At 42.8% G+C, this 26,460-nt stretch carries 17 protein-coding genes; 6 read left to right on the top strand and 11 right to left on the bottom strand.

The window, feature by feature from the left end; translation table 11 throughout:
• Positions 1 to 53 precede the first annotated feature (53 nt).
• From ACYQ28_RS04485 to xdhA, 10 genes are all read right to left on the bottom strand, one after another.
• The gene (locus tag ACYQ28_RS04485; protein ID WP_460048272.1) at positions 54 to 635 is read right to left on the bottom strand and encodes a superoxide dismutase; all 582 of its coding nucleotides are present in this window, start codon (positions 633 to 635) and stop codon (positions 54 to 56) included.
• A gap of 454 nt (positions 636 to 1,089) precedes the next feature.
• Positions 1,090 to 2,622 (bottom strand): FMN-binding glutamate synthase family protein, encoded by a 1,533-nt coding sequence (locus ACYQ28_RS04480; protein WP_460048274.1) that lies wholly within the window; start codon positions 2,620 to 2,622, stop codon positions 1,090 to 1,092.
• Positions 2,623 to 3,175: 553 nt separating this feature from the next.
• Positions 3,176 to 4,195 carry an acyltransferase family protein gene (locus tag ACYQ28_RS04475; protein ID WP_460048276.1) on the bottom strand — a complete coding sequence of 340 codons (1,020 nt, stop codon included), beginning with the start codon at positions 4,193 to 4,195 and terminating at the stop codon, positions 3,176 to 3,178.
• A gap of 334 nt (positions 4,196 to 4,529) precedes the next feature.
• Positions 4,530 to 5,744: a urate hydroxylase PuuD gene (locus ACYQ28_RS04470; RefSeq protein WP_460048277.1), complete on the bottom strand. Its 1,215-nt coding sequence runs from the start codon at positions 5,742 to 5,744 to the stop codon at positions 4,530 to 4,532.
• A gap of 245 nt (positions 5,745 to 5,989) precedes the next feature.
• Positions 5,990 to 7,303 (bottom strand): guanine deaminase, encoded by a 1,314-nt coding sequence (gene guaD / locus ACYQ28_RS04465; RefSeq protein WP_460048279.1) that lies wholly within the window; start codon positions 7,301 to 7,303, stop codon positions 5,990 to 5,992.
• Between the two features lie 26 nt (positions 7,304 to 7,329).
• Entirely contained in the window at positions 7,330 to 7,677 is a 348-nt protein-coding gene (uraH, locus tag ACYQ28_RS04460; RefSeq protein ID WP_460048280.1) for a hydroxyisourate hydrolase, read from the bottom strand.
• 60 nt (positions 7,678 to 7,737) lie between these two features.
• Positions 7,738 to 8,265, bottom strand: coding sequence for a 2-oxo-4-hydroxy-4-carboxy-5-ureidoimidazoline decarboxylase (gene uraD, locus ACYQ28_RS04455; RefSeq protein ID WP_460048281.1), 528 nt, complete (start codon positions 8,263 to 8,265; stop codon positions 7,738 to 7,740).
• An 18-nt stretch (positions 8,266 to 8,283) separates the two neighbouring features.
• Positions 8,284 to 9,180 carry a xanthine dehydrogenase accessory protein XdhC gene (gene xdhC / locus ACYQ28_RS04450; RefSeq protein WP_460048282.1) on the bottom strand — a complete coding sequence of 299 codons (897 nt, stop codon included), beginning with the start codon at positions 9,178 to 9,180 and terminating at the stop codon, positions 8,284 to 8,286.
• 320 nt (positions 9,181 to 9,500) lie between these two features.
• Positions 9,501 to 11,957: a xanthine dehydrogenase molybdopterin binding subunit gene (xdhB, locus tag ACYQ28_RS04445; RefSeq protein WP_460048283.1), complete on the bottom strand. Its 2,457-nt coding sequence runs from the start codon at positions 11,955 to 11,957 to the stop codon at positions 9,501 to 9,503.
• Positions 11,950 to 13,485 (bottom strand): xanthine dehydrogenase small subunit, encoded by a 1,536-nt coding sequence (gene xdhA, locus ACYQ28_RS04440; RefSeq protein WP_460048284.1) that lies wholly within the window; start codon positions 13,483 to 13,485, stop codon positions 11,950 to 11,952. The genes xdhB and xdhA overlap by 8 nt, the downstream gene beginning before the upstream one ends.
• A gap of 658 nt (positions 13,486 to 14,143) precedes the next feature.
• On the opposite strand from xdhA, the gene ACYQ28_RS04435 reads away from it, so the two are divergent.
• From ACYQ28_RS04435 to ACYQ28_RS04410, 6 genes are all read left to right on the top strand, one after another.
• A complete protein-coding gene (locus tag ACYQ28_RS04435; protein ID WP_460048285.1) occupies positions 14,144 to 15,463 on the top strand; it encodes an NCS2 family permease in 1,320 nt (439 codons plus the stop codon).
• A 505-nt stretch (positions 15,464 to 15,968) separates the two neighbouring features.
• Positions 15,969 to 16,682, top strand: coding sequence for a TetR family transcriptional regulator C-terminal domain-containing protein (locus tag ACYQ28_RS04430; RefSeq protein ID WP_460048286.1), 714 nt, complete (start codon positions 15,969 to 15,971; stop codon positions 16,680 to 16,682).
• Positions 16,683 to 17,296: 614 nt separating this feature from the next.
• Entirely contained in the window at positions 17,297 to 20,341 is a 3,045-nt protein-coding gene (ydiJ, locus tag ACYQ28_RS04425) for a D-2-hydroxyglutarate dehydrogenase YdiJ (protein ID WP_460048287.1), read from the top strand.
• A gap of 600 nt (positions 20,342 to 20,941) precedes the next feature.
• Positions 20,942 to 21,457, top strand: coding sequence for a YHS domain-containing (seleno)protein (locus ACYQ28_RS04420; protein ID WP_460048288.1), 516 nt, complete (start codon positions 20,942 to 20,944; stop codon positions 21,455 to 21,457).
• 342 nt (positions 21,458 to 21,799) lie between these two features.
• Positions 21,800 to 22,798, top strand: coding sequence for an AraC family transcriptional regulator ligand-binding domain-containing protein (locus ACYQ28_RS04415; RefSeq protein WP_460048289.1), 999 nt, complete (start codon positions 21,800 to 21,802; stop codon positions 22,796 to 22,798).
• A gap of 771 nt (positions 22,799 to 23,569) precedes the next feature.
• The gene (locus ACYQ28_RS04410) at positions 23,570 to 23,962 is read left to right on the top strand and encodes a hypothetical protein (RefSeq protein ID WP_460048291.1); all 393 of its coding nucleotides are present in this window, start codon (positions 23,570 to 23,572) and stop codon (positions 23,960 to 23,962) included.
• Positions 23,963 to 24,274: 312 nt separating this feature from the next.
• On the opposite strand, the gene dinG is transcribed toward ACYQ28_RS04410, so the two are convergent.
• Positions 24,275 to 26,401 (bottom strand): ATP-dependent DNA helicase DinG, encoded by a 2,127-nt coding sequence (gene dinG / locus ACYQ28_RS04405; protein WP_460048292.1) that lies wholly within the window; start codon positions 26,399 to 26,401, stop codon positions 24,275 to 24,277.
• Positions 26,402 to 26,460 lie beyond the last annotated feature (59 nt).

Genomic DNA, 26,460 nt, shown 5'->3' with positions numbered 1-26,460 from the left:
CGGCTTTTTGGTCGCTAACCTAAGCTAACCTAAATAGGTAAACGCAACTGTTATTAACCTAGGTTTGCAGCAGCAAATTCCCAGTTAACAAGATTCCAGAATGCATCTAAGTAAGTAGGACGAGCATTGCGGTAATCGATGTAGTAAGCGTGTTCCCAAACATCAACGGTTAACAACGCGGTAACGCCTTCGTGAGTTAAAGGACAGCCAGCGTCGTCGGTGTTTAATATCGCTAAAGAGCCATCAGCATTTTTCACTAACCAAGTCCAGCCTGAGCCGAAATTGTTAATTGCGCTGTTGGTAAATTCTTCTTTGAATGCAGCAAAAGAACCCCATTTTGCAGTGATAGCGTCTGCAAGCGCGCCAGTTGGCTCACCGCCGCCATTCGGGCTTAGGCAGTTCCAGTAGAAAGTGTGGTTCCATACTTGCGCAGCATTATTGAACAAACCGCCAGTTGAAGTTTTGATGATTTCTTCTAAAGATTTAGAGGCGTTGTCGGTACCTTCGACCAAACCATTTAACTTAACCACATAAGTATTGTGGTGTTTGCCGTAATGGAACTCCAAAGTTTCTTCTGAAATGTGCGGGGCTAATGCGTCTTTCGCGTACGGTAAAGCTGGTAATTCAAATGCCATTGTTATGATTCCTTCGCTTGTTGGGTTGAATTCAACGCTACAGAGTTTTGGGCGAATACAAAAATTTCAAGGCTCGATGATCGATCAATTTAAAATAATCAACACCAATCAGCCCAGCCATCGATCAAACCAAAACCGGTAACATTGTACCATGCAGATATGTCTATCAAATTTCTTGCCACTCACAATAATGAACTTAATAACCGTCGTTAATTGACGGTAACTGAAATATTAAAGTGGCTCGAAAATGGGAAACTTTGATTAAGCCAGAGTTTCCAGTGACACAAGGATGTTTCGCTAATTTCAAGAACAGTAAGTAATTGAAATTGTGAAGAAATTGGAAATCGTATTTTCAATTTCTGTGCTCTGATTAAATCAGGAATGAGTTAATCAGAGGTGCCAACGATTAGATACAACACTAAAATAATAATATTGAACTGGTAAAAATAATCTTTTAATCGCGCTTATTATCGACGAATTCTAACCGCGTCTCTGCCACAGGATAAAAATGAACAACCGGTGTTGGCAAGCCATGTTCGTTAATAATGTGTACGTGGTTACGATCAAGATGTCGGGGATCAACCACGCCGCACGAGTGCGCGATAACACCCACTTCTTTTACAAGATTTTCAACGTAGTGGCACACACGGGTAGATTTTTCAAAAGGATCTAAGCCTTTTTGTAAATCTGGGTCGTGGGTGGTGATACCTGTGGGGCAGGTATTTTTATTACATTGCAAGGCTTGAATACATCCCAACGACAACATAAAACCACGCGCACTGACCACAAAATCAGCGCCCATCGCTAGGGCCCACGCGACTCGTCCGGGGTTTATCAATTTACCGCTGGCAACCACTTTAATACGCTTACGAAGACCACACTCAACCAAGGTATTTACCAATAATGGTAGACTGTGCTGAATAGGCAGCCCCATATAATCAATCAAACTTTGTGGTGCAGCGCCGGTACCGCCGTCGGCACTGTCTAGGGTAATAAAATCAGGAGCGAACTCTAAACCGCGCTGGTGAATGCGGCCAAAAAAACTCACCAACCAATCCGTCGTACCAAGCACCAATTTAAAACCTACGGGCTTTCCGGTTAGGCGACGAATACGCTCAATCATATCCAGCAAATCATCCACATTGCGAATATCAACGTGGCCGTTAGGACTAATGGAATCCTGCCCCTCGGGAATATGACGAATTTTTGCGATTTCTGGGCCGACTTTTTTGCCCGGTAAAATACCACCTTTACCCGGCTTTGCACCTTGGCTCAGCTTAATTTCGAACATTTTGACTTGTTCGTGAGCAGCAATCGCCAATAACTTCTCTTCGTTGAGTTTTCCTTCGGAGTCTTGCACTCCGTATTTTGCAGTGCCAATTTGAAATACAAGATCACAACCGCCTTCAAGGTGATAAGGTGACAAACCACCTTCACCGGTATTCATCCAAATACCGGCCTTGCGCGCACCACTTGATAAAGCCCTTACCGCGGGCTTAGACAAAGCGCCGTAACTCATCCCAGAGATATTAAAAAAGGATTTTGCGGCATAAGGCTGTCGAGCAAAACCTTCACCAATTACTACGGCATCAGTCTCAACGTGATCTTCAGCAATAGTAGGAAATAAACAGTTTAAAAAGATGAAATCGCCGGGATTATTTAACGGCCGAGTAGAACCAAAGGCCGCTGTTGAATCGATATTTTTTGCGGCGCGATACACCCACGAACGCTGGGCACGATTAAAGGGTAACTCTTCTCGATCTTGTGCAAAAAAGTATTGGCGGAAAAACTCACCAAGGTGCTCAAAGAAATAGCGAAATCGGCCAATAACAGGATAATTTCTGCGAATGGTATGTTGGCGCTGATTAATATCAGACCAGTACATAGCCGCCACCCACAATACAACCCCACCCACTAAAACAATAAAAATAACCGCACTGACACCCAATACCTCTAAGGTAAAGTCAGCAAACGTAAAATTATCCATAAAGCGCCCTACACTTTTAATCGCGTTTTAGCACATTCACCATCGTTTGGTATCTACTAAAATGCTCTGTGAAAAATCGTTCTTATAATGACCACACGCTGCCGAAATTATCCTCAAAATAACGACGCGCGATAACAGAATATAGGAAACTCAAACTGCATCAGAGTTTCCAGTACGACCATGTTTACCAATCGTCTTATTCTAAAGGAAGTCTTGATTAACCGATAATAAACTCTGAAGAGCCTAGAGTTTTCTACGATGCAAGAATGTGTCGCCAATTCCAAGAAAAGCAAGTGATTGCAACGTTAAAGACATTGGCATTCACATTTTCAATTTCTGTCGCTTGCTTAAATCACAGATGAGGAAACTCTGATTAACCTAGAGTTTCTCGCGACACAAGGATGTGTCGTCAATTTCAAGAACTGTAAGTGATTGAAATTGTGAAGAAATTGGAAATCACATTTTCAATTTCTGTCCTCTGATTAAATCAAGGATGAGTTAATCAGAGGTTCCATGAGTTAATCAGAGGTTCTTAAACGCTTATGCTGAAACATTATTTATTCGAGGTAAATAGAACGGAAATAGGCGCGCTAAACACCAACGGAATTTTATAGCGATCGATAAGATACTGAGCCAGCATAGGTACCAGCATACCAAAAGCAAACCCCAATAGAACGTGCACAATCACATCATCAATACCGAAGATTTTTTGCAAAATCACCCGAATACCGCTGCCTGTTAAGATGTGCATAACATAAATTGCCATGGACGAAGCACCCACAAACAACACCCATTTTTTAGGTTTACGGGCAAGACACATCGAAAGCGACACCACAAACAACATGGATACGAGAGTGAGAGCCAAAGACCAAGCCGTTCGCTCTGCGAAGGTTTTGTTTAACTCAAAATGATAAAAGCCTTGGAAAACAATAAACGCCATTGCCAAAGCTAAGGTAACTTTAAGATCGCCTAACCAATGGGTATTGGTTAGGCGTTTAAATCCAGCCCCCAACAAAAAGAAGCAAAAATACGACGAGAAGAAAATAGCCAGAATTCCCCAATTCGATGGCAAAGGCCGTAAAAATATCGCCAAAGAGAACAATAAAATAAGAATAAACGAAAACCGAAATTCTTTAAAAAACACAATCGAAGAGGCAACAAAAAAGAAAAATAACGCGTACAAAAACCAGAACTGGCCAAAAGGATGCGTTAATATCGACCAAAATGCACCGGAATCTGCCGGAGAATTCGCAAATCGCGCCAAGACCACAACAAAGGTTATTTGAATAAATGACCAGAGAAAATAAGGATAGGCTACCGTATCGACTTTATTCAGTAAAAAATCTTTTGCCCCACGCTTATTAAAAGAACCGAAGAAAAACAGTCCCGAAAGAAAAAAGAACAACGGCATGTGAAAACTGTAGACGATACTATCGGAGAGAAGAAAAAAACCTTCTGAAATCGACAAACCTGCGTCATAGACGCCTCGTATTACATGCCCATAAACCACCAAAGCAATACCAATTGCCTTGGCGTAATCGACCCAATAGTCCCTAGTCGCAGCGTCCGCCATTACTGACCTCAATTGTTTAATGTCTGTCGATCCTTTGATCGATAGTTTAGCGCAGAAACTTCTTTGCTAAAACGAGACCTTGTTAAACAAATACTAGTAAAAGCTACAATTTACATTATCGAATAATGAACGATCGATATAAAATATAAGACTGTCAACGATAAGCGTGCCTTACCAACTCGATCATTGCCTCATCCAAAAAAAAGACGCTCACAAGCGTCTTTTACAATTTATCCACAATATCAAGCAGTTATCTTTATATAAATCACGCACTCGGTTTAACCTTTCCAGAAACCTTAACGTATTCAAAGTGATGTGCCAAACTCATAAATCGTTATTCCAAACCTACCAACCACTCACCCAACTGTTCACGTTCGGCTTGAGTCATACCCGTCAAGTTGCCCAAAGGCATGTACTGGCTTTGAACAGATACCGCTAATATTCGATCCTTTAAAGCTACAATATGGTTTTTAGAATCCAAAACCAAGCCTGCTGGGGGCGCCACAAAACCCGGCTGGGAGGGCTCTAAGGAATGGCAACCGGAGCAATGCTGAGAAACGATATCCAAGGCAACTGCTTCTTGCTCTAAACGCATGTCTTCTGTTATTGCCGACGAATGATTAGCCGCAGCAACGGAATGACCAATATTAGGTTTGGCAAAATAAATAAGCGCCGCTATAAATGCTGCCGAAATAATCAAAATTTGTGGGCGTAGAACACCGCGATTTTTAAGATTAAAAAAGTGGCGAATATAAGCACTTAAGACACCCACTGCGACAATTAAAAACCAACCATACTCATGACTATATAAAATCGGGTAATGGTTAGAAATCATCAACAACACGACAGCAAGCGTAAAATAGTTGTTGTGCATAGAACGCTGTTTGGCAAAAGCGGCCTTTTTAGCGTCGGGCTCTTGACCCGATTCAATGGCTTTAATAAAGGCTTTTTGCGCAGGAACAATGCCAAAAAATACGTTGCCCGACATGAGCGTACCTATGGCAGCACCTACGTGTAAGGCAGCAGCGCGAGGCGAAAACAGTTGAAACGCGAGATAACTTAAGCCTAAAAAGAACAGCGACATAATGGCCGCAAATAACAGCCCTTTTGCCACTAACGGCGTGCGAATAAGAAGCTCATAAACCACCACCGTTGTGGCCAAAAAGCCAATACCGGCCAGCACTGCTTGAATTGGATCGGTAATTAAACCGTCTGGCATCACTAAATAGCTGCTTGCTTGACTGTAATAAACAATGGAAATTAATAAAAACCCCGACAACCACGTTGTGTAAGATTCCCATTTTACCCAGTGCAATACGTCGGGCATTTTTTCTGGGGCTAGATCGTATTTTTGAAATTCATAAATACCACCACCATGAATTACCCAAACATCACCTTTTATGCCTTTATCGGCTTTCCACTGCGGTGGTTTGCGTAAATTATTATCGATCCAAACGTATTTTAACGACGAGCCAATCCAAGCAACGGCCGCTAAAATGTGCAGCCACCGAAATGCTAAACTTAGCCAATCTAAAAGATAAGCAGACAAAATTTTTTCCTTTTTACAACAAAAAATACCACCAGCTAATGCAGAGCATTAAACCAAACTCTATAGAAAACTCTGATTAACAGAATTTCTTGCGACACAGGGATGTGTCGCCAATTTCAAAAACAATAAGTGATTGAAATTGTGAAGAAATTGGAAATCGCATTTTCAATCTCTGCCCTTTGATTAAATCATGGATGAGTTAATCAGAGGTTTCTATAGGCGTAAGTTAAAAGCTCTAAATTCCCTCAGCTGTAAACACACTTACCAGCAACATAGGTTTCGCTAATATTGCGGTCGTCACCAATAGTCATTAATAAAAATAATTTTTCGTGCAACTCATTACACAGCGACATTCTGTGCTTCATTAACGGTGTTGACTCAAAATCTAACACAATAAAATCCGCAATTTTATTCGTCTCAAAGTTACCGATATTTTGCTCAAGCTCAAGACATTCGGCATTACCCAAGGTTAACCAATAAAACGCCTCAAAGGGATGCAACGCGTAATCGTTTAATTGATTAACTTTGTAAGCTTCGGCCAAAGTTTGCAATTGGCAAAAACTGGTACCGGCGCCAACATCGGTGGCGATACTGGTCTTTACCGCAAAATCTTTTGCTTTTTGCAGTTCAAATAAACCGCTGCCTAAAAATAAATTCGAGGTTGGGCAGAAGGCAATTTTAGAATTTGTTTCAGACATGCGCGTTAATTCATCGTCTGATAAATGAATGCAATGCCCAAACACACTGCGACTGCCGAGCAAACCAAAACCGTCGTATACATCTAAATAATTTTTATACTGCGGATACAGCTCTTTAACCCACGCAATTTCACCGATATTTTCAGACAAATGCGTTTGCATATAAACGCTAGTGTTTTCTTGCAACAGCTTACCGGTGAAGGTTAATTGTTCGGGTGTTGAGGTTGGCGCAAAGCGCGGTGTTACCGTATACAACTGTCGGCCATTGCCGTGCCAGCGATCAATTAACGCTTGGCTTTGCTCGTATCCTGTAATAGGAGTATCACGCAATGCTTCTGGGCAATGCCTGTCCATCAACACTTTTCCGGCCAACATACAGGTGCCGTATTTTTGCGATGCCTGAAAAAAAGCATCCACCGAATGTTCGTGCACGGTACAGTAAACCATCGCCGTAGTCGTACCCGATGCAAGTAACTCTTGTACAAATACATCGGCAATTTGCTCGGCGTAGGCTTTATTGGAGAATTTCATTTCCGCCGGAAAGGTATAATTATTCAACCAGTCCAATAATTTTTCGCCGTAGCTGCCAATAATATTAATTTGCGGAAAATGAATATGGCTATCAATAAAACCCGGCATAATCCACTGGCCGGTTTTATCAATTAATTCAAATTCAATATTTTGCTGCTTGAGCTCGGCAAGTAGTGTTTCTGCGTGATCGAGCGCATAAATCTTGCCATCGCGAACAACCAATAAACCGTCGTCAAAAAAAACTACACCCTCACCAGTGACGGTGGGTGCTTTGGTGAAATGCAAAATGCTGGCTCGATACGCCTGCACTGCACCGCTATTGTTACTCATGAAAATTTCTCAGCTGCCACGATTGCTTAACTACCACGGTAAGTACTGTAACCGTGCGCGCTTAACAATAAAGGCACATGGTAGTGTTCATCAGTAGCATTTACTTGAAACGTAATACTGACCTGCGGATAAAAACTGGCCGAGTTTTCTCGCTCAAAATAATCTTGGGTTAAAAAAATTAACTGGTATAACCCTTCTTGAAATTCAAACTCAGAATTCCATTGGGTTATTCGTCCGTCGGCATTAGTCGTTGCTTCGCCAAGCAGGGACCATTGGTCACCATTTTGACGATATAAGCTAACGGCAACATCCGCCGCTGGACGACCCTTGTGGGTATCCAGAATGTGTGTAGTAATTGGTGCTCGTGAGGACATGACAGTTGTCTAAATTACGTAAGTGAATTAAATAAATAGGTGAATTAAATAAAGAGTGATTTAACAAGACAGCAGTTGCGCTAATCGTAATTGGGTAATTTTTTGTTGCTCGCCAGCACCGTTTTTTAATTCTTGCTCGCGAGTATTGATTATTCGTGAACGCAAAATAGCGAGCATTTCGTCGGCAGATTTACCACTGGCAAACACAATAAAAATAAAACCAAACTTATCAAAATATTGGTTATTTTCATCAAACAATGCTTTGATAGTTTCGTCGCTAGCGGCTGCAACCTGGCCCTGCTCTTTTGAGGCGGCACTGTATTTTTGTTTAAGCGCATTCATATCACCTATACGAGCGTGACCTAAAAACGCTTCTAATATTTCGGATTCTGTAGCAGTAGACCATAATTGCGCAGCACTAGATTGAACATCTTCGATGGACGCAAACGGACGAGCATCGACCATTTGCTGCGCCCAACGCTGGCAATGACAAACCTTAAATAGGGTTTCAAAAGCAGCAGCATCGTCTAGCTGATTAAAGCGCGTTAATGGGTTTTCTGTGCTCGGCGCACTAGAGGTTAAACTCACTCGTTATTGCTCCGGTTTTTAATCTTCATTAAATAAATTAGGTTCTAAACTCAGGCGAATTTGATGACCTTCTAAGGTACCTGCCTGATTTAAGCTGTTTTTAAGATCTTTCCAGGCAAGGCCACGACGATCGTGCACGGCTTGATTATCAATTTGTCGAAGTGCGATTAACTGCGCACAAATAGACACAGCAATTTCGATGGGTAATTTACCCTTAACCTGCGGAATACCAATTGGACAAACAAAGTGGTTTAAGTTGTCTTCCAAAATACCATCGCGCTGTAAGCGTTTAATAAAGCGTTGGGATTTTGTTTCTGAGCCAATCATACCCACAATGGCGAGATCATCGCGGAATAAACATTCTTTAGCGATCTCGTAATCCAAAACATGATCATGAGTCAAAATTAAAACATCGCAACCGCGCGGTAAATTAGCAACCGCTTGCTGAACATTGTCTAATGAAGCAGTTTTTACTTTAGATGTATCGACTTTTTGAATCAGTTCAGCGCGTTTATCGAACCAACTCACTTGACAGGGCATTCGCGATAAAATGGGAATTAACTGTTGGGCAACGTGACCGGCGCCAAATACGGCCAATTTCCAAGTATTTTCCGGAAAAACTTCGATCATCACACTCAGCTGGCCACCACAACATTGCTTGGCTTCAGCGGCTAGCGGAAATGCTTTAATGACGATTTCAGAGCAGTTATCTTGAATAAGTTCACGAGCCTGCTGAGTGATTAAATATTCAAGCTGGCCGCCGCCGATGGTGTCATAGGTTGCATCACTGGTGATAACCATCTTGGCGCCGGGCTCTCTGGGCGTTGAGCCAGATGCACCCAATACGGTGATCAAAGCAAACCCTTCACCGGACTCTTTGCAGTCTGCAATAGCTAAATACCAAGGGCGATTCACGATCAGCATCCTCAACAATAATCAGTACAAGTCAATATTGGAATCTGTGATTAACTGATTACGGATTTAATCAGAGATTCCAATTCATATTAATTTGGGTTACACCTATGGCGAAAGTTAACAACCACAAACGCTTATACAACCACTAACCCCAAAATGTCTTTTAACAAGCTCTGCTTAAAAGCAGTCTTTACTTAAAACCGCCCCGCTTAAAAACAATCTCGCTTAAAAACAGTCCCGCTTAAAAACAGTCCCGCTTAAATCGTCGATGAATTTATCGGTGCTTGTTTTTAATGAGTATAAACCCAGTCATTATGCATTTATGCTTGGTCTTTTGAAGCTGCAAACAATTTCGCATCTTCAATGGCTTTGAGTACTTTTTCTGGCGTTGCCGGTGGATCAAGTCGCGGCGCATACTGATAATTCGCAAAGCTTGCACAAGCATCGGCTAACGCACTCCAAACGCTAATCGCCAGCATGAGCGGTGGCTCACCCACGGCTTTCGAGTTAAACACGGTATCAACCGAGTTTTCGCGCTCATATAAGGCTATGTTAAATTCTCGCGGCACATCAAAGGCAGTCGGAATCTTGTAGCTTGCCGGTGAGTTCGACATAACACGGCCTTGATCGTCCCACAAAAGCTCTTCTGTGGTTAACCAGCCCATGCCTTGAATAAAAGCCCCTTCAATCTGGCCGATGTCTAAATCTGGATTCACCGACTTACCAACGTCGTGCAAAATATCGGTGCGCAGCACCTTATATTCGCCGGTAAAACTATCAACCAACACTTCTGAACAGGCCGCGCCATTGGCAAAATAGAAAAACGGATGGCCATGACCAGAATCACGGTCGTAATAAATTTTCGGTGTTTTATAAAATCCGTAAGCCATTAACGGCACACGACCTTTATAGGCCTGCAAACAAAAATCGGCGAAATTCAACACTTGCTCGCCCACAAAAACCTGATCGTTGCTAAAACTTACCGCGCTCACATCAACGTTATAGTGTTCGGCGGCGAAGGCCTTAAAGTTTTGCAGAATTTCTTGGCAGGCATTTTTTGCGGCATAGCCGTTTAAATCGGTACCCGATGACGCCGCCGTTGGCGATGTGTTTGCGACCTTATCGGTTCGTGTCGCGCTGACCTGAACGCGTTCAATATCAACACCAAATTCGTCGGCAACAATTTGTGCAATTTTAGTGTACAAACCTTGGCCCATTTCGGTACCACCGTGGTTCACTAAAATACTGCCATCGGTATAAACATGAACCAACGCACCGGCCTGATTTAAGTGCTGGGCGGTAAAAGAAATACCAAATTTAACCGGCGTTAATGCCAAGCCTTTTTTCACGAACGGATTAGCAGCATTAAAAGATTTAACCGCTTCACGACGCGCCCAATATTCACTGCTGGTCTCTAGGGTAGAAACCACCTCTTGCAAAACACTGGGATCGAGCTGCTGGCCGTAATGGGTGATATCGGCGCCGTCGCGATACAAATTGCGCTTGCGAATGGTTAAAGGGTCTTCACCCAAAGAGCGAGCAATACCATCAATGACCGCCTCAATGGCGACCATACCTTGCGGACCACCAAAACCACGGAATGCGGTATTAGAAACCGTGTGTGTGCGTGGGCATAAACCTAAAACACGAGATTGATTGATAAAATAGGCGTTATCGGCATGGAACATGGCGCGATCTACAATGCCCTGGGATAAATCCGGTGAACAGCCACACAGACCCGCGAGTGTCATGTTTAAACCTTCAATGACACCGTCTTGATTGAAGCCGACTTCGTAGTCGTATTTAAAATCGTGACGCTTACCGGTGGCTTCCATATCGTGTTTGCGCGGTAACCGAAATTTTACCGGTTGTTGCAGGTGATATACCGCAACCGAAGCAGCGCAGGCCAAGGCCGCGGCTTGAGTTTCTTTACCACCAAAACCACCGCCCATGCGGCGCACTTCGGCAACCACTTTGTGGCTGGGTAAATCCAGCACTTCGGCAACAAGCTTTTGCACTTCGGTTGGGTGCTGACTAGAAGTGAATACATGCACACCGTTATCTTCGCCAGGCAACACGTAACAAATCTGGCCTTCTAGATAAAAATGCTCTTGACCACCAATGTAGCCACCATCGCGCAATTGAAATTCAGCGCTATTGATTGCTTGGTTTGCGTCACCGTTGGCGATGATATGCTCGGGTAACACAAATTCTTGGGCGTCTAGACCTTCTTGCAAACGCACATTGGGCGTTAAAACTTCGTATTGAATATCGGCAAGTTTTGCCGCAGCACAGGCTTGTTCGTAGGTTTTAGCAACCACAACAAACAATGTTTGACCAACAAATTGTGTTTCTTTACCCATCGTCACAAACAGCGGGTCGCCGGAAAATACCGGGCCTATGTCTAGCTCACCCGGTACATCTTCGGCGGTAAAAACATCCACCACACCGGGCGCAGCAAGGACTTGCTCAAAATTCATGGCAATCACTTTTGCACGAGCATGAGCAGAACCACCGGCCGCCATGTGCAGAGTGCCCGATAATTCGGGTATATCATCAATGTAAGTCGCTAAACCACTTACGTGCTTGATAGCGCTTTCGTGAATGCTCGGCTTACCGGCACTGCCCTGCTTGGGATGTACTTTTTTGGCAGAACTTTTTCGGGGTCTTTGTCGTTTGGGTAGCAAATTTTCGGATAAAAGCGTCGATGATGAATCCGCTTTTGCAACGTTTGAGGCTTTTTCAGCGAAGGCATCGCCCGGTCGAATATTACGCATGTTGACCTCCAAACTTAGAGTTGGTCGACTTACTGGCGTAATGCTGTGAGGTTACACGAGCCAATTCCGGCTCCCATACACTCACAGCAGCTTCTGGTTCACTGTATTCAAGCCATGCTTTAACCAATAAATTTTCGACTAATGTCATTCGATATTCAGAACTCGCACGCACATCCGATAACGGCGTTAATTCTTGTGCAAACGCAGCTTTAGCGGCATTGATCGTCGCCATTGATGCGGGTTTTGCTTCTAAAGCAGCCTCAACGGCAAAAACACGTTTTGGAATGGCCGCCATACCGCCAACACTGATGCGTACGTTTTTAAATTGATCATTTTCTACCGACCAACGAACGACCAATAGCACCGCAGAAATATCGTCTTCAAAACGTTTCGAAATTTTATAGCACTTTAAAAAAACGTCGTTTTCGGGCAGTTTAAAATCGACCGAATGTAAGTATTCACCTTCGCCACGTTGAGTTTGTTTATAACCCACAAAAAAATCGGCAAGCGGTAAAGTTGTTTGCACACCGTGGGCATTGCACAGAGTTAAATTTGCATCTAACGCCAACAAAAAGGGCGGCGTATCACCAATGGGCGATGCATTGGCAATATTGCCTAACAATGTGCCCTGGTTGCGAATTTGGCGAGAGCCAACACGATGCAACAATTTAGCGAATTCTTGAAAATACTCTTCACAAAAATATTCAAGCTCAGACAGCGTTACCGCAGCGCCCACCGAAAGTGTTTGTGCTTCTGCGTTTAGGCTAAGTGTTTTTAATTCTTGAACTTCACTTAAACCAATGACTTTTTCGAGCGGTTTAAATTGTTGGGTTTGCTCCAGCAATAAATCGGTACCACCGGCAACAAATCGAAAATTTTCGCCAGAAGTAGCTAATACGTCTTGCAATAATTGTTGCAGCTGCGATTCGCTCTTAGGGAACACGCAAAAATCTTCGCCGACATTTACAGCGTTTTGCTCAGCACTAGAAAACTCTTCGGGCAGTTCTGGAAATAAGGTCGATGAAGATTCTTGATAATTTTTTAAATGAAGTGCGGCATCAACTATCGGTCTGTAGCCGGTACAGCGGCATAAATTACCCGATATCGCCGATAAGACCTGTTCTTCGGTTAACGCACTGCCCTGATTTTTAAACAGAGCAAATAATGACATCACAAATCCGGGCGTACAAAATCCGCACTGGGAGCCGTGAAAATCGACCATGGCAGCCTGCACGGGATGTAATTCTTGGTCATTACCTTCGCCACGCAAACCTTCAACGGTAAAAATACGTTTACCATTAACGGCCGCAAGTAATGTGATGCAGCTATTAATGGAGCGAAAGGTTGAGGTCGCCGCATCGCCGGTATCGTCATAAACCACCACGGTACAGGCTCCACAATCACCCGATGCACAACCTTCTTTGGTACCTGTTTGCCCTAGGTTTGTGCGCAAAAACCGTAAAAGCGTCATTGATGGATCAATTTCATCGACTCTTAACCAGCGCCCGTTGAGACATAGTTCGATCACAGTGAAAAAACCTAATGTGTAATTCGTACCGAATCCAACCAGCTGATCTTCGCGCAAACCGGATAACACCTGAGCTGCGCGCGGTTAATTTCTCAAAATTGTGAATACCGCGCTCAGATAATTCCAAAGAGCGAACAACACTGACCGAATTACGGCTTTTTAATGGTTTAAGTTGGAGCAGATGATGCAGGAATCTGACCAGATGGACAAGTTTTATGTTGAAAAAAGCTTGAGGATTTTTACGACACACGCAGAGATTGATACTTTCTTAAACGTGTATCGAAAATTCTTTAAACGCGGCGAAACATCTCAAATAAGCCTCGTTCCTGTACGATCTGCACAAATAGCTGCCAGGATTTTCGTTATTAACGTAAAATCCTGAGAATAACACTGAAAGCTTTTGTGATTTCTTCGTCAAGTTTTAGGTTCAAGCGGCTTACCGTCTTTAAAGCGCTCACAACCTAACAATACAAAACTCGTGTATGGACACACCGATCGATAAACTCATCTTTTACCTTTAATTCGGGTTTATAGGTATTAAAGCGTCGATTTATTGATCGTCGGTAACAATTAACAGGTGATATTAATAGCACCGTAATTATAGAGACGTTCACGCTCAAACGTCTGTCTATGCATTTTATTAAGGCTATTTAACGCTATGCTGGAAAACTTCTTCAAACTCACACAACACAACACCACCGTGCGCACAGAAATAATTGCAGGCTTAACAACCTTTGCCGCAATGTCATATGTGTTGATTGTAAACCCCGCGATTCTCTCGCAAAGCGGAATGCCCGTAGAAGGTTTGATCACGGTAACCGCCATAGCCGCCTGCATTGGCACATTAATGATGGCGCTGTTTACTAACTACCCTATTGCGCTTGCTCCGGGCATGGGTCTTAACGCATTTTTTGCGTTCACCGTGTGTCTTACTCGCGAAGTACCTTGGCAAGGCGCCTTAGGCTTGGTGTTTTGGAACGGTATTCTGTTTTTACTGCTGTCGGTAACCGGGGTACGAACCAAAATCGCCGATGCCATTCCACACGCGCTAAAAGTCGGTGTTCAGTGTGGTATTGGTTTATTCATCGCCTTTATCGGTCTACAAAATGCGCAGCTAGTTATCGATAACCCAGCTACCTTGGTCACCTTGGGCGATCTATCCGAGCCTGCGGTAATCTTAGCACTGGCAGGTATTGTGTTAACCGCGGTTTTAGTGATCCGCAAAATCAACTCAGCAATTGTGTTGTCCGTTCTAGCATTAACCATTATCGGCTTATTTATTCCGACCGAAAAAGGCACCCTTACACCGGTTCCCGAAGCGATCATCGGTTTGCCCAAAAGCATGGCCGATACTTTATTTGCTATGGATTTAATGTACCCGTTCAAACATTTCGAAGACACTTGGGATATTGTGTTTGCCATGGTCTTCGTCAACATGTTCGATACCATTGGTACACTGCTAGGGGTTTCTCGTCGCGCAGGACTTCTCGACGAGAACGGTAAACTGCCCAAAATGGGCGGTGCTATGACCGCCGATGCCGCCGCCAGTGTTGCCGGTGCGGTTTTAGGTACTTCTCCGGTCACCTCTTATGTTGAATCCGCAGCCGGTATTTCTGCCGGTGGTCGTACCGGGTTGACCGGTATTGTGGTTGCCATCTGCTTTATTCTGGCCTTGTTCCTAACGCCGTTAATGGAAGTTATTCCAACCATGGCGACCACACCAGCGCTGGTTATGGTAGGTATTTTAATGATGGACTCGTTCCGTCAGATTGACTTCGACGATCTTGCCTCAATGGCTACTGCGGTTGTGGCCTTAATTGCCATGCCGCTGACGTTCAGTATCTCCGAAGGTATTGCACTAGGTTTTATTGTTTACGTTGGTGTAAAACTTGGAACAGGCAAATATAAAGAAGTCTCAGTTATTACTTATTTACTCGCTGCGGTATTTATTGCCCGCTACGTTTTTGACTTGAAGTAATAGTGTTGTTACTCCCAAGACACTCTCTTGGGAGTTTCTCTAGGAATCTATGATTTACTCATCCGTGATTTAATCAGAGATTTCTATAACAAACAGGTTCACAAATTAATCTTAATCGACACTACCGTTAGAAGTGACCGCCCTAGTCGTCAGCTTCTGCTTCAACCGTTAGAGATTGAGTATCTGCCAGAAATTGGAAATCTTATTTTCAGTTTTTCGAAGAACCCAAATCAATAGCAGATGAAAGAAAGCGGTCGATTTGTTTATTTGTAAAAACCTAGAAAAAGTAACAATAACACCCATATTAAAATTTCGTTAAAACGTGTTTTTAATTCTCGTGTTTTTCGAAATACAAAAACTTTACCGACGTAATTCTCTTATATCGGTATTTGATAACAAGAAAACGCTTTAATAAACACCGTGTTTTAAGGGTAAATCTCAGGGATGGGGCTAAAACGCAAAGGTTCACCTTTAGCACTCTAGCCAAAAGACTAAGAGTCCACAGATGACTGCAACAGCAAAGAAGTACAAACCTGGAAAAATTCGTGAACGAAACGAAGAGGTTATTTTAAAAGCGGCCGAGCAAGAATTTGTTTTGCATGGCTTTAAAGGAACCAGTATTCAAGCCATCGCCGACCGCGCAGGCTTACCAAAAGCGAACATTCATTATTATTTTAAAAATAAAAATAATTTGTATCGCTCGGTATTGGAATACATTACACAATTGTGGAACGAAGTACTGTCTAATATTTCTGCTGACGACGATCCAGCGGCGGTATTGCATGAATTCATTCGTACCAAGGTAGAACTGTCGTATACACATCCTAGAGCATCAAAACTCTTTGCAATGGAAATCATTCAGGGCGCGCCGCACATTCGCGAGTATATTCGCACCGATATGCGCCAATGGGTTCGCTCCAAAACCAAAGTGTTTGACGAATGGATCGAAGCCGGAAAAATGGACCCCGTTGATCCCGTGCACCTTATTTTTATGATTTGGTCAACAACCCAGCATTACGCCGACTTTGAAACCCAAGTATTAACCTTGATGAATCGGGCGGAATACGAAAGTGAAGATATTGAACGAATCACCAACTTTTTATCGCGTGTGATTTTAAAAGGCTGCGGCTTATCATTTCCAGAATTGGAAAACACGGCACAGGTGAGTGAAACGGAATCCCAAGAAATAAATCCGGCTGCGAGTTACTCAAACTCATAAAACAATCGGCTAAATTCCAGCACAAAAATACAGCTTAGGAACCTCTAATTAACTCATCCATGATTTAATCAGAGGACAGAAATTGACAATGCGACTTCCAATTTCTTCACAATTTCAATCACTTACCGTTCTTGAAATTGGCGACACATTCCTGTGTCGTGAGAAACTCTAGATTAATCAGAGTTTCCTTTATGCTTACCAACACAAGGATGTGTTGATATCTCATCATCAGCCTACAATTGGCACCTCAACGCCCTAGTACATCTCGACACAGGTCTCGGTACCTACGTATTTCGATGACTCATTCTACCAACAGCTTTTTCTCCAGATCCCCTGGTTCACTGCAAACACGTTCACTACAAACACGTTCACTACAAACACGTTCACTACATACACGCAATTTTCCGCTGTAAGTACGTCAATTCCACAGGACTGTAGAGATAAAAAAGCTCATTAAGACGGTTAAAACAAGATTAATATTTGCACAAAATTGCCGTTGAAAGTCGTCAACCCCTTGGGTTAAGCAATCAGCGGCGCTAAACTACCGCTCCGATCGAATCGGCCCAAACAATATTAGATGTTTCAGGTTTGAAAGTAGCGAGTAAAACACAGTTATGATTCCAGCTATTACCCACACCTCTCCTGTCCAAGCGCTTTATTTATCGTTTATTGAAACGCTCAAAAGTTGCGGATTTGAAGGCGATCTTTGTCCAGATTATGCGAATCGAACCGTACTCGCTACCGATAACTCCATTTATCAAGTATTACCGCAAGGTGTTATTTATCCCAAAAACACCAATGATCTGGTGAAAATTGCCGAGCTTTCTAACATGCGCCAATTTAAAGGCGTGGTTTTATCGCCCCGCGGCGGTGGCACCGGCACCAATGGTCAATCTCTGACCGATGGTTTGATCATTGATGTCTCTAAACACATGAACAAAATCTTAGAGATTAACGCCAAAGAAGGTTGGGCGCGCGTTCAGGCGGGAGTTGTAAAAGATCAGCTCAATGAAGCCGCCAAAGCGGTGGGGTTATTTTTTGCTCCAGAATTATCAACCAGTAACCGAGCAACCATTGGTGGCATGATCAATACCGATGCCTCCGGCCAAGGTTCGTGCGTGTACGGCAAAACCCGCGATCACGTCTTAGAATTAAAAACCGTATTACTGGATGGCTCCGAGTGGACATCCAAAGCGCTAAACGAAGATGAGTTAAAAGCGGTTAAAGCTCGCCAAGATAGAATCGGGCAAATTCATCGCGTGGTGGATTCCATTGAAAAAGAATTCCATCACGAAATCATCGAAAAATTCCCGAAATTAAATCGCTGTTTAACAGGCTACGATCTCGCACACATTCGCGATGAACAAGGTCGATTTAATTTAAACAATATTCTGTGTGGCGCCGAAGGTACCCTTGGCTTTATTGCCGAAGCCAAAATTAATCTTCTGAAAATTCCCAAATACAGTGCGTTAGTTAACGTAAAATACGCAGACTTCAACTCGGCATTACGTCACGCTTCTGCATTAATGAAAGCCGGGCCAACGTCTATCGAAACCGTAGATTCTAAGGTTATGTCGCTCGCCCAAAGCGATATTATTTGGAACACTGTGGGAGAATTCTTCGATACCGATACCAGTGAGAATTCACCAGCACTTGCAGCGGTAAACTTTGTTGAATACACCGGTGATGACGAAGACGAGCTTAACGCCAATGTTAAAAAACTCACCGATAGCCTAGATAAAGCGGGCGAAGACGGCCCGAGCTTTGGTTACTCAATCGCCTACGGAGCAGACGTTGGCAAAATTTGGGCAATGCGTAAAAAATCGGTGGGTTTATTAGGGAAAACCCAAGGTGAGGCACGACCCATTCCTTTCGTCGAAGACACCGCCGTACCGCCAGAAAATCTCGCCGACTATATTTTAGAATTTCGTGCTTTATTAGATGGCCACAACCTGCAATACGGCATGTTTGGTCACGTTGATGCCGGTGTATTGCACGTACGCCCAACCATCGATATGAAAGATCCCAAACAAGAAGCTTTAGTTCGAGAAATCTCCGATCAGGTTGTGGTGTTAACCAATAAATACAAAGGCTTAATTTGGGGCGAACACGGTAAAGGTTTCCGCTCTGAATACTCGCCCACATTTTTTGGCGGACTCTACCCACAACTACAGCGCATTAAAGCCGAATTTGATCCTAAAAATCAGTTAAATCCGGGGAAAATCGCTACCCCAAATACTGGACTTGAGTTGACCAAGTTAGACGAGCCGGTAACACGCGGCCAAGAAGACCGAAAAATTCCGGTAAAATCGTGGCAAGCTTATAGTGAAGCGGTTTACTGTAACGGTAACGGAGCTTGCTACAATTACAATCCCAACGACAATATGTGCCCAAGTTGGAAAGCAACTCGTGAGCGAGTGCAGTCTCCTAAAGGACGCTCGGCATTAATTCGCGAATGGTTAAAACAATTAGCCGAACGCAACATTGATCCCGTTGTGGCAAGTCACAACGCGAAAAACGCTTCGTGGTTATTGTCGTTGCCATCAAAGCTGATGAACCTAAGAGCCAAACGAAAAGGCGAATACGACTTTAACCACGAAATTTATGACGCAATGTCGGGCTGTTTAGCCTGTAAAGCCTGCGTTAGTCAGTGTCCCATTAATGTTGATGTACCTGAATTTCGCAGTAAATTCTTAGAGCTTTACCATGCACGGTATTTACGCCCGGCAAAAGACTATTTTATTGGCAGTTTAGAATTCACCATTCCATACCTTGCGAGAATATCGTGGCTCTATAATAACGCTATTAATTTCTCGCCCGTTAAAAAATTATTTGCCCGCGTTATTGGTATGGTTGATAGCCCGTCGTTAACCGGTGTAGATCTCGATCGAGCATTGAGTGATATTGGCGTTTTATACGCGGTGCCAGAAAACATCGCCTCGCTAAAAGAGATCGACAAAAATAAAAGTGTGATTGTTGTTCAAGACGCTTTTACCAGCTATTTTGAAACCGAATTACTTCTTGATACCTTAAAGTTACTGAAAAAACTCGGTTTTAAACCCATGCTTGCGCCCTACTCACCCAACGGTAAGCCACTGCATGTACACGGATTTTTAAAAGCGTTCGAAAAAGTGGTAAACAAATCTTCGGCGTTTTTAAATCACATTGCGCTGTCGGAAATTCCATTGGTTGGTATTGAGCCGTCAATGACCTTGGCTTACCGCAGTGAATACAAAAAAGTTCTCGGCGATAAAGCCCCCAATGTTTTATTAATTCAAGAATGGCTTGCCAAGCAAGAGTTTGAAGCACCGGAGGTTAATTTTGAGCATTCGGAATTTGTGCTCTTTGGTCACTGCACCGAGAAAACCAACGCACCGGCGAGCATGAAAGATTGGCAAACCGTATTTACCAAACTCGACTTAAAATATCGCGAACAAGCCGTGGGCTGCTGTGGTATGGCAGGCACTTACGGACATGAGACCAAAAACCAAGAAAACTCTCAAAAAATATACGAGTTAAGCTGGTCAGAAAAAATTAAAAGCCGTAGTGAAGAATCGCAACAAATGGCAACCGGTTACTCTTGTCGTTGCCAAGTAAAACGTATGGATCAATACGAAATACCGCATCCATTACAAGCCATTTTAAAAGCCGTTAAATAATGTCTTGAATCAACCTCTTGGAATTAAGTTTTCTCTGATTTAATTCCAAGAGGTTAAAAAATTAAATCTTCGCAGCATTTACGCCTATCTATATTTGTTCACCTTTACAATTTACCGCTTAATACCATCTCTTATTCGCATATTTTTATTTAGAGAATTCAAAATTATATCAATGGAAACTTTGATTAACCGAGAGCTTCCGACGGCACGAGAATGACTCAGCAATTTTATGAGCGGTAAGTAATTGAGATCGTGAAGAAACAGGAAATTCCATTTTCGATTTCTATTCTCTGATTAAATCACGAAGGCAATAATCAAAGACTCCTAGTTAAGGCCAAACCTATTTTTCTGAAAAAAACCGTACCGTTGGTACATTAATAAATTACATATCACGAATACCGAATATTCTAATCGTATTTTTGTCATAAAATATTTTAAAAACCCCGCAATCGTTACCATTTCGTGATAGATTTAGGGATAAATCAAGACTGGGATTTGTCCATGCAGGTAAGATTACTCAGACGTTAGTAATTTTTCTGCAACAAACCACTCAGCAATAACAAGTGGTAATTACAATATTCATCGAATTCGAGATTTTTTATGGCGACTCAGACTTACATTAAATCCATTATTAATCACTGCTTTGCTGCAATAATGGCAATTGCAGTTGTTTTAAGCTCATCTTCTTACGCCGCCGACAACCCAATTTACAGCAGTAAAAATGGCGCAATTGAAGGTGCCGACCCAGTAGCGTTTTTCTCGTTATTACCGGGTGAAAAAGCCGTGCTAGGTTCAGACGACTTTACCTACGAGTGGCAAGGCGCAACTTGGAAGTTTGCCACCGCAGAAAATCGTCAAAAGTTTATTGATAATCCAGAAAAATACGCCCCACAATACGGTGGTTACTGTGCGTTCGCAGTTTCTCACGGTTTCACCAAAGACGTGAATCCAAACTACTGGGAAATTGTCGATGACAAACTGTATTTAAACTTTAACAAAACCGCCTACAAAAAATGGTCCAGCGATAAAGCAGCAGCAATTACACGCGGCAATGAAAACTGGCCGAATGTTCGTACCAAATGTGAAAAACACAACAATTGCTACGATAAATATTAATAAATTGCGCCTCTAATTTGAGGAAGTGATTTTCGAAAGCCCGGTTAGCGCCGGGCTTTTTTTTGTAAAATATTCAAACCAATTTTTCAATTGCCCACCCAGTACACCTGCCAAAATAAACATCTCTCCAATTCTGCCAGTTAAGATCAATCGTAAAAACTGCTACGTTATTGATGAAACGACTTAAAACTCTTCATGATTGTTTGACAGAATACTCATTCACCAAGACTTTAAGTTGAACAAATTGTGTCCTGTGGCTGAGCACCTAAAAACGGGAACAAGATTTGCTGTTATTCAAACTGATAAAATGGATTTGTAAAAGTGAATGCAGACGTTACCCACATGAAGCAAATAGTATCTCAAGACACAGATGTTCTACTGAGTTTAGAAGCGGCTTCTAAAGACCTAGGCTTCGACTTGTTAGATGAAGTCATTAAATTGGGTTTGCCGCCTGATTTACTGAAAAATCCAGACGTATTCGTTCCGTCGCAGCTCTTCAATTGCCTACTTGAGCACATCGCCAACGATATGCACTGCAAGCATTTAGGCTTGCTAATGGCTCATCACCTACAAACTCCACACCTTGGTATTCCGACACGAGTTATGTCGTTGTGCCAAAACTTCCGCGAAGCACTGTTAAAAGCGAACGAATATTCTGCTTTTTATCGCGACACTGGCCCATGGCAATCCAGCACAGAAGGCAATAACGTTAGTATTTTTAAAATACACGACCTAATTGATGGCCACCATTATCACCAACGCAGCCTGTTTGGCACCGCACAAATGTATCATTTGATACTGCAACTCAATGGTTCGGAATGGCAACCAAGCAGTGTAAGCTTTAGCTTTGCTAATCCGGGTGGGCGTTTTTACGAAACCTATCAAAACTTCTTTGACTGCGCCGTTAAATTTGATCAACCCTTTGACGGTGTAACCTTTGATGCAAAATACCTAGATTCTTCGATTGTCACAGCAGATCGGGAGCTGCTAAAAGACATAGAATTACACATAGAAACCCTAAACAGCGAAATTCTTACCAACGGCGATTTTATCTCTCACGCCAAACAAATTATTAGTCAGAGGTTGAATTTTGCGACATGCACACTGGAAGAAGTGGCGGAGTTTTTATCCTTAACGCCTTGCGATTTAAGCAAACGACTCGAACAAAGTGCTTTGTCATTTATAACATTGTTAGAAGAACAAGTTTGCGAAAAAGCGACTTTTTATTTAACGCAATTAAATGCTCCCGTTGAGTTAATTCTAAGTGCTTTAATGCCGGGCAACGAACCGCGCCTTAATGACCTTTTAACACGAAGATTGGCCGCTCTAAATCAATGGTAAAAACTGAATCTTAAACAACAAACCCTTTTTAACGTTGATTCATTAAATACTTTGGGCCGACAGTCGAGTTCGCACCAACAGCGATCAAAATACCGTAAAACGAACCACGTAAAGGCAAATATCCACTCGATATATTAACGGACTAATGCAGAAAACACTAACCTAACCAAAAACTAGGCAACGATCATCGTGCAGCATTATTGGCTTTAAGAGTACCTATTGGTATGGTGTTTATTTACACGCCAGCCATTTATAACTGTAGATATTTATAACAGCAGACATTTGTAAGATGCTTATTTGTATGACGTTTACTTATAAGGCACATGTTTATCAAACACATGCTTATCAAACACATGCTTATCAAACGAATAGCCATCAAAAATTATTTAAATAATCCATTTTATAATATTAAAAATTCGACTTTAATTTACAGAAATTAATACGCACTAGCTGAGGTCGAATAAACTTTCAAAAAATACAAAAAGCACTAAAATTTATAACTCTAACCAGGCTGCTACTGTTTTTGGCGCTTTTAAACATCCAAGATTCTTATTCGATAAAAGTCGCTTCTAAATTGACAACCCGTTCCGATTCTTAGTTGTCGTATTGCATATATTGTTTTGCGTGAGCGAAAAATCCGTATGCGGCCGTAGATTTTAGGTTAATCAGACTTTTCTCTACTGAAATTTAAATAGAACGTTTTTTAAAAATCAACATCAAAAATAATAACAAACACATGTGCCGTTAACACAACTTTAAGAGCATATTCTTATGATGACTTTCTCAAAAAAAATTTCATTAACAAAAACCGGTTTACTGCTAGCAGGTCTTTTAGTGACGTCTATGGGATACGCTGCAAAAGATAATTCATCTTATCCAACAGGAGTTCTGGCCACCAATGAACACCAAATTCAAATCCTCAATACCGATAAAGGCACTCGATACAATGTTCTCGATTTGCAAGGCAATGAAATTGCCACAGAATTAACGCAAGAAGAACTACTCGCTCAGCTGCCAGAGTTAGAAAATCTCATTACCACTGGCACCGCTAAACAAACCGATGTTGAAGCACCCACCACCGAAGATATTTTATTGGATGAACCCAATGAAGACCCGTTACAAAAAGAGTTAAAAGAACAAATCGAAGTAGAACCAGAAGGCTAAGTGGTTTTAAATGGGATGATTAAAAAATTGGAAACTCGGGTTAAGCTAGAATATCCAGCGACACAAGACTGTGTCGCCAAGTTCAAGAACGTCAGTGATTTAATCCGAATTTCTTTTAGTAACAATGTTTTTAGGAACCTCTGATTAACTCATCCATGATTTAATCAGAGGACAGAAATTGAAAATGTGATTTCCAATTTCTTCACAATTTCAATCACTTACCGTTCTTGAAATTGGCGACACATCCTTGTGTCGCGAGAAACTCTAGGTTAATCAGAGTTTCCTTTAGTAAAAATGTTTACCTAAGCGTGCTTAACTAAAATCGTATTTATAAGGCGGTAAACTTTCAAGCAACGCCTTACCGTAGCGGCGAGTTAACAGACGTTTATCCAATAAGGTAATTTTACCCTCGTCGCTTTCTTTTCTAAGTAATCGTCCGCAGGCTTGCACTAACTTAATAGAAGCATCAGGCACACTCATTTCCATAAACGCATTACCACCACGCGAATCTAACCATTCCGCCAACGCTGCCTCTATGGGATCGTCAGGAACGGAAAACGGAATTTTCACAATAATAACGTGTGTGCAATATTTTCCCGGTAAATCCAAGCCTTCGGCAAAACTGGCTAAACCAAATAAAATACTGCCTTCATTATCATCAATACGTTGTTTATGAGAGCGAATGGTTTCTTGTTTGGAGCGCTCACCTTGGACCAGAATACTATTTTGTAATCGTGACGGTAATTGCTCGAAAACTTCACGCATTTGTTTGCGCGACGAAAACAAAACCAAACTGCCTTGAGAGGGATCTATTAATTGCGGTAATTGCTCGATAATAGATTGTGTATGTTCGGCGACATTTCCCGCATCCGTGGCAGTTTTAGGCACCGAAAATACCGCGTTGGCAAAGTTAAACGGACTGGGCACAATTTGGTAAACCGAATTTTCGGGTGTACCAGAACGCATACGAAATCGCTCGAAATGTCCGAGTGCGGCTAAGGTTGCAGAGGTTACCACCGCCGCATAACACGAGCGCCATAAATGATTTTGCAGATTGTTGGCCGCTAAAATTGGGCTAGAGCAGATTTCAATATCAACATAGGCGCCGGTATCAAATAACGTCAGCCAGCGCGCTTTAGGCATTGAGGAGGCTTGATCGGCAATGGCGTAACTGGCCCATAATTGCACGCAGGCTTCGCAGCGACTTTGCCACAGACCAAATACTGGAAACCAGTTTTCTAGGTCTGCTTTAGGAATTGGCCCGTGTCGATCTTCTAATAATTCGTCGGCTTCGCGAGCGATCTTTTCAAACTTAGCCAATAGACGCGAAAAGTCTTGGCGTAATTCTTCGGCCAAGGTTTGCAAATCTTCGGGCACCACACCGCTAGGAAAGCGATAGCGCGGGCTGTGTTCATTGCTGTCGGCTAAATCCCCCGCTAAGTTTTGCAGCAGAGGCCACAGACGCTCCATGTTGGCCTTAGTGGCGTTAAGATCGTTAGGTAAGGATTCTACGCAACGGCTGATCTCGGCAGACTCTCCCAAGTCGTTCAGAATCGGCCCCACGCTTTTCATGCACTGATCTAACCAGCGCGTAGTGCTTATGACTCTCAAATGGTGGGAAAAGTGACCCAACGCCTTGTCGGGCAAATGGTGGCCTTCGTCAAATACATAGATGCTGTCTTCGGGGGCAGGTAAAACCGCACCGCCACCCAGGGCTAAATCGGCCAAAACCATATCGTGGTTGGTAACCACTACATCAACGTTACCGATGTTGTCGCGGGCTTTAAAAAAGCTGCATTGCGTTACGTTTGAGCAGCGTCTTCCCGTACATTGACGATGATCGGTAGTAACGCGAAACCACAATTTATCTTCAAGCTCGTCTTTCCAGTCGTCTTTATCGCCAGACCAATCGCCACTGGCAAGAGCGTTAATCATATCTTGATACAACGCCATGTCTTCGGGTCTTAAATCTGGCTGCTCATCTTCGTAAAGAGCACGGGTGGGATCGCTGGTAATCTGCTGATCGTAGAGCATCTTATCGAGCTTGGTTAAGCATAAATACCGACCTCGCCCTTTGGCCAAACAGTAAGAAAACTCCAAGCCACTGTCTTGCTTTAGTTCGGGTAAATCCTTGTAGATAATCTGCTCTTGCAGCGCGACGGTCGCCGTCGATATCACCAGCTTTTTATTGAGAAGCTGGGCAATGGGAATAGCGGCAAGTAGATAGGCCACGGTTTTGCCCGTTCCTGTACCCGCTTCAATCACACACACATGGCCGTCATTTCGGCGCTGGTGATTGTCGTCCATCTCAACGGCCATCAAGGTGCGAGCAATTTCAGCGATCATCAATTTTTGGCCGTAACGGGCTTGTAGACCGCGGGTTTTCAAAAATTGACTGTAGGCGCCTTGAATGGTTTTTTTGATATCGTCGCTGAGCATGAACAGGATTGGAATCGCAAAGTTAGGAATAAGCGGTAAATTTACCGCTTTTAGATCGC

This window comes from Sessilibacter sp. MAH1, assembly GCF_054658315.1.
The sequence above is the reverse complement of the archived record's forward strand: the minus strand, read 5'-3'. Positions and strand labels throughout refer to the sequence as shown.

Coding starts and splice junctions, on each gene's coding strand:
- ACYQ28_RS04485 (WP_460048272.1), bottom strand. CDS start 635: ATGGCATTTGAATTACCAGCTTTACCGTACGCGAAAGACGCATTAGCC.
- ACYQ28_RS04480 (WP_460048274.1), bottom strand. CDS start 2,622: ATGGATAATTTTACGTTTGCTGACTTTACCTTAGAGGTATTGGGTGTC.
- ACYQ28_RS04475 (WP_460048276.1), bottom strand. CDS start 4,195: ATGGCGGACGCTGCGACTAGGGACTATTGGGTCGATTACGCCAAGGCA.
- guaD (WP_460048279.1), bottom strand. CDS start 7,303: ATGAGTAACAATAGCGGTGCAGTGCAGGCGTATCGAGCCAGCATTTTG.
- uraH (WP_460048280.1), bottom strand. CDS start 7,677: ATGTCCTCACGAGCACCAATTACTACACACATTCTGGATACCCACAAG.
- xdhB (WP_460048283.1), bottom strand. CDS start 11,957: ATGCGTAATATTCGACCGGGCGATGCCTTCGCTGAAAAAGCCTCAAAC.
- ACYQ28_RS04435 (WP_460048285.1), top strand. CDS start 14,144: ATGCTGGAAAACTTCTTCAAACTCACACAACACAACACCACCGTGCGC.
- ACYQ28_RS04430 (WP_460048286.1), top strand. CDS start 15,969: ATGACTGCAACAGCAAAGAAGTACAAACCTGGAAAAATTCGTGAACGA.
- ydiJ (WP_460048287.1), top strand. CDS start 17,297: ATGATTCCAGCTATTACCCACACCTCTCCTGTCCAAGCGCTTTATTTA.
- ACYQ28_RS04420 (WP_460048288.1), top strand. CDS start 20,942: ATGGCGACTCAGACTTACATTAAATCCATTATTAATCACTGCTTTGCT.
- ACYQ28_RS04415 (WP_460048289.1), top strand. CDS start 21,800: ATGAAGCAAATAGTATCTCAAGACACAGATGTTCTACTGAGTTTAGAA.
- ACYQ28_RS04410 (WP_460048291.1), top strand. CDS start 23,570: ATGATGACTTTCTCAAAAAAAATTTCATTAACAAAAACCGGTTTACTG.
- dinG (WP_460048292.1), bottom strand. CDS start 26,401: ATGCTCAGCGACGATATCAAAAAAACCATTCAAGGCGCCTACAGTCAA.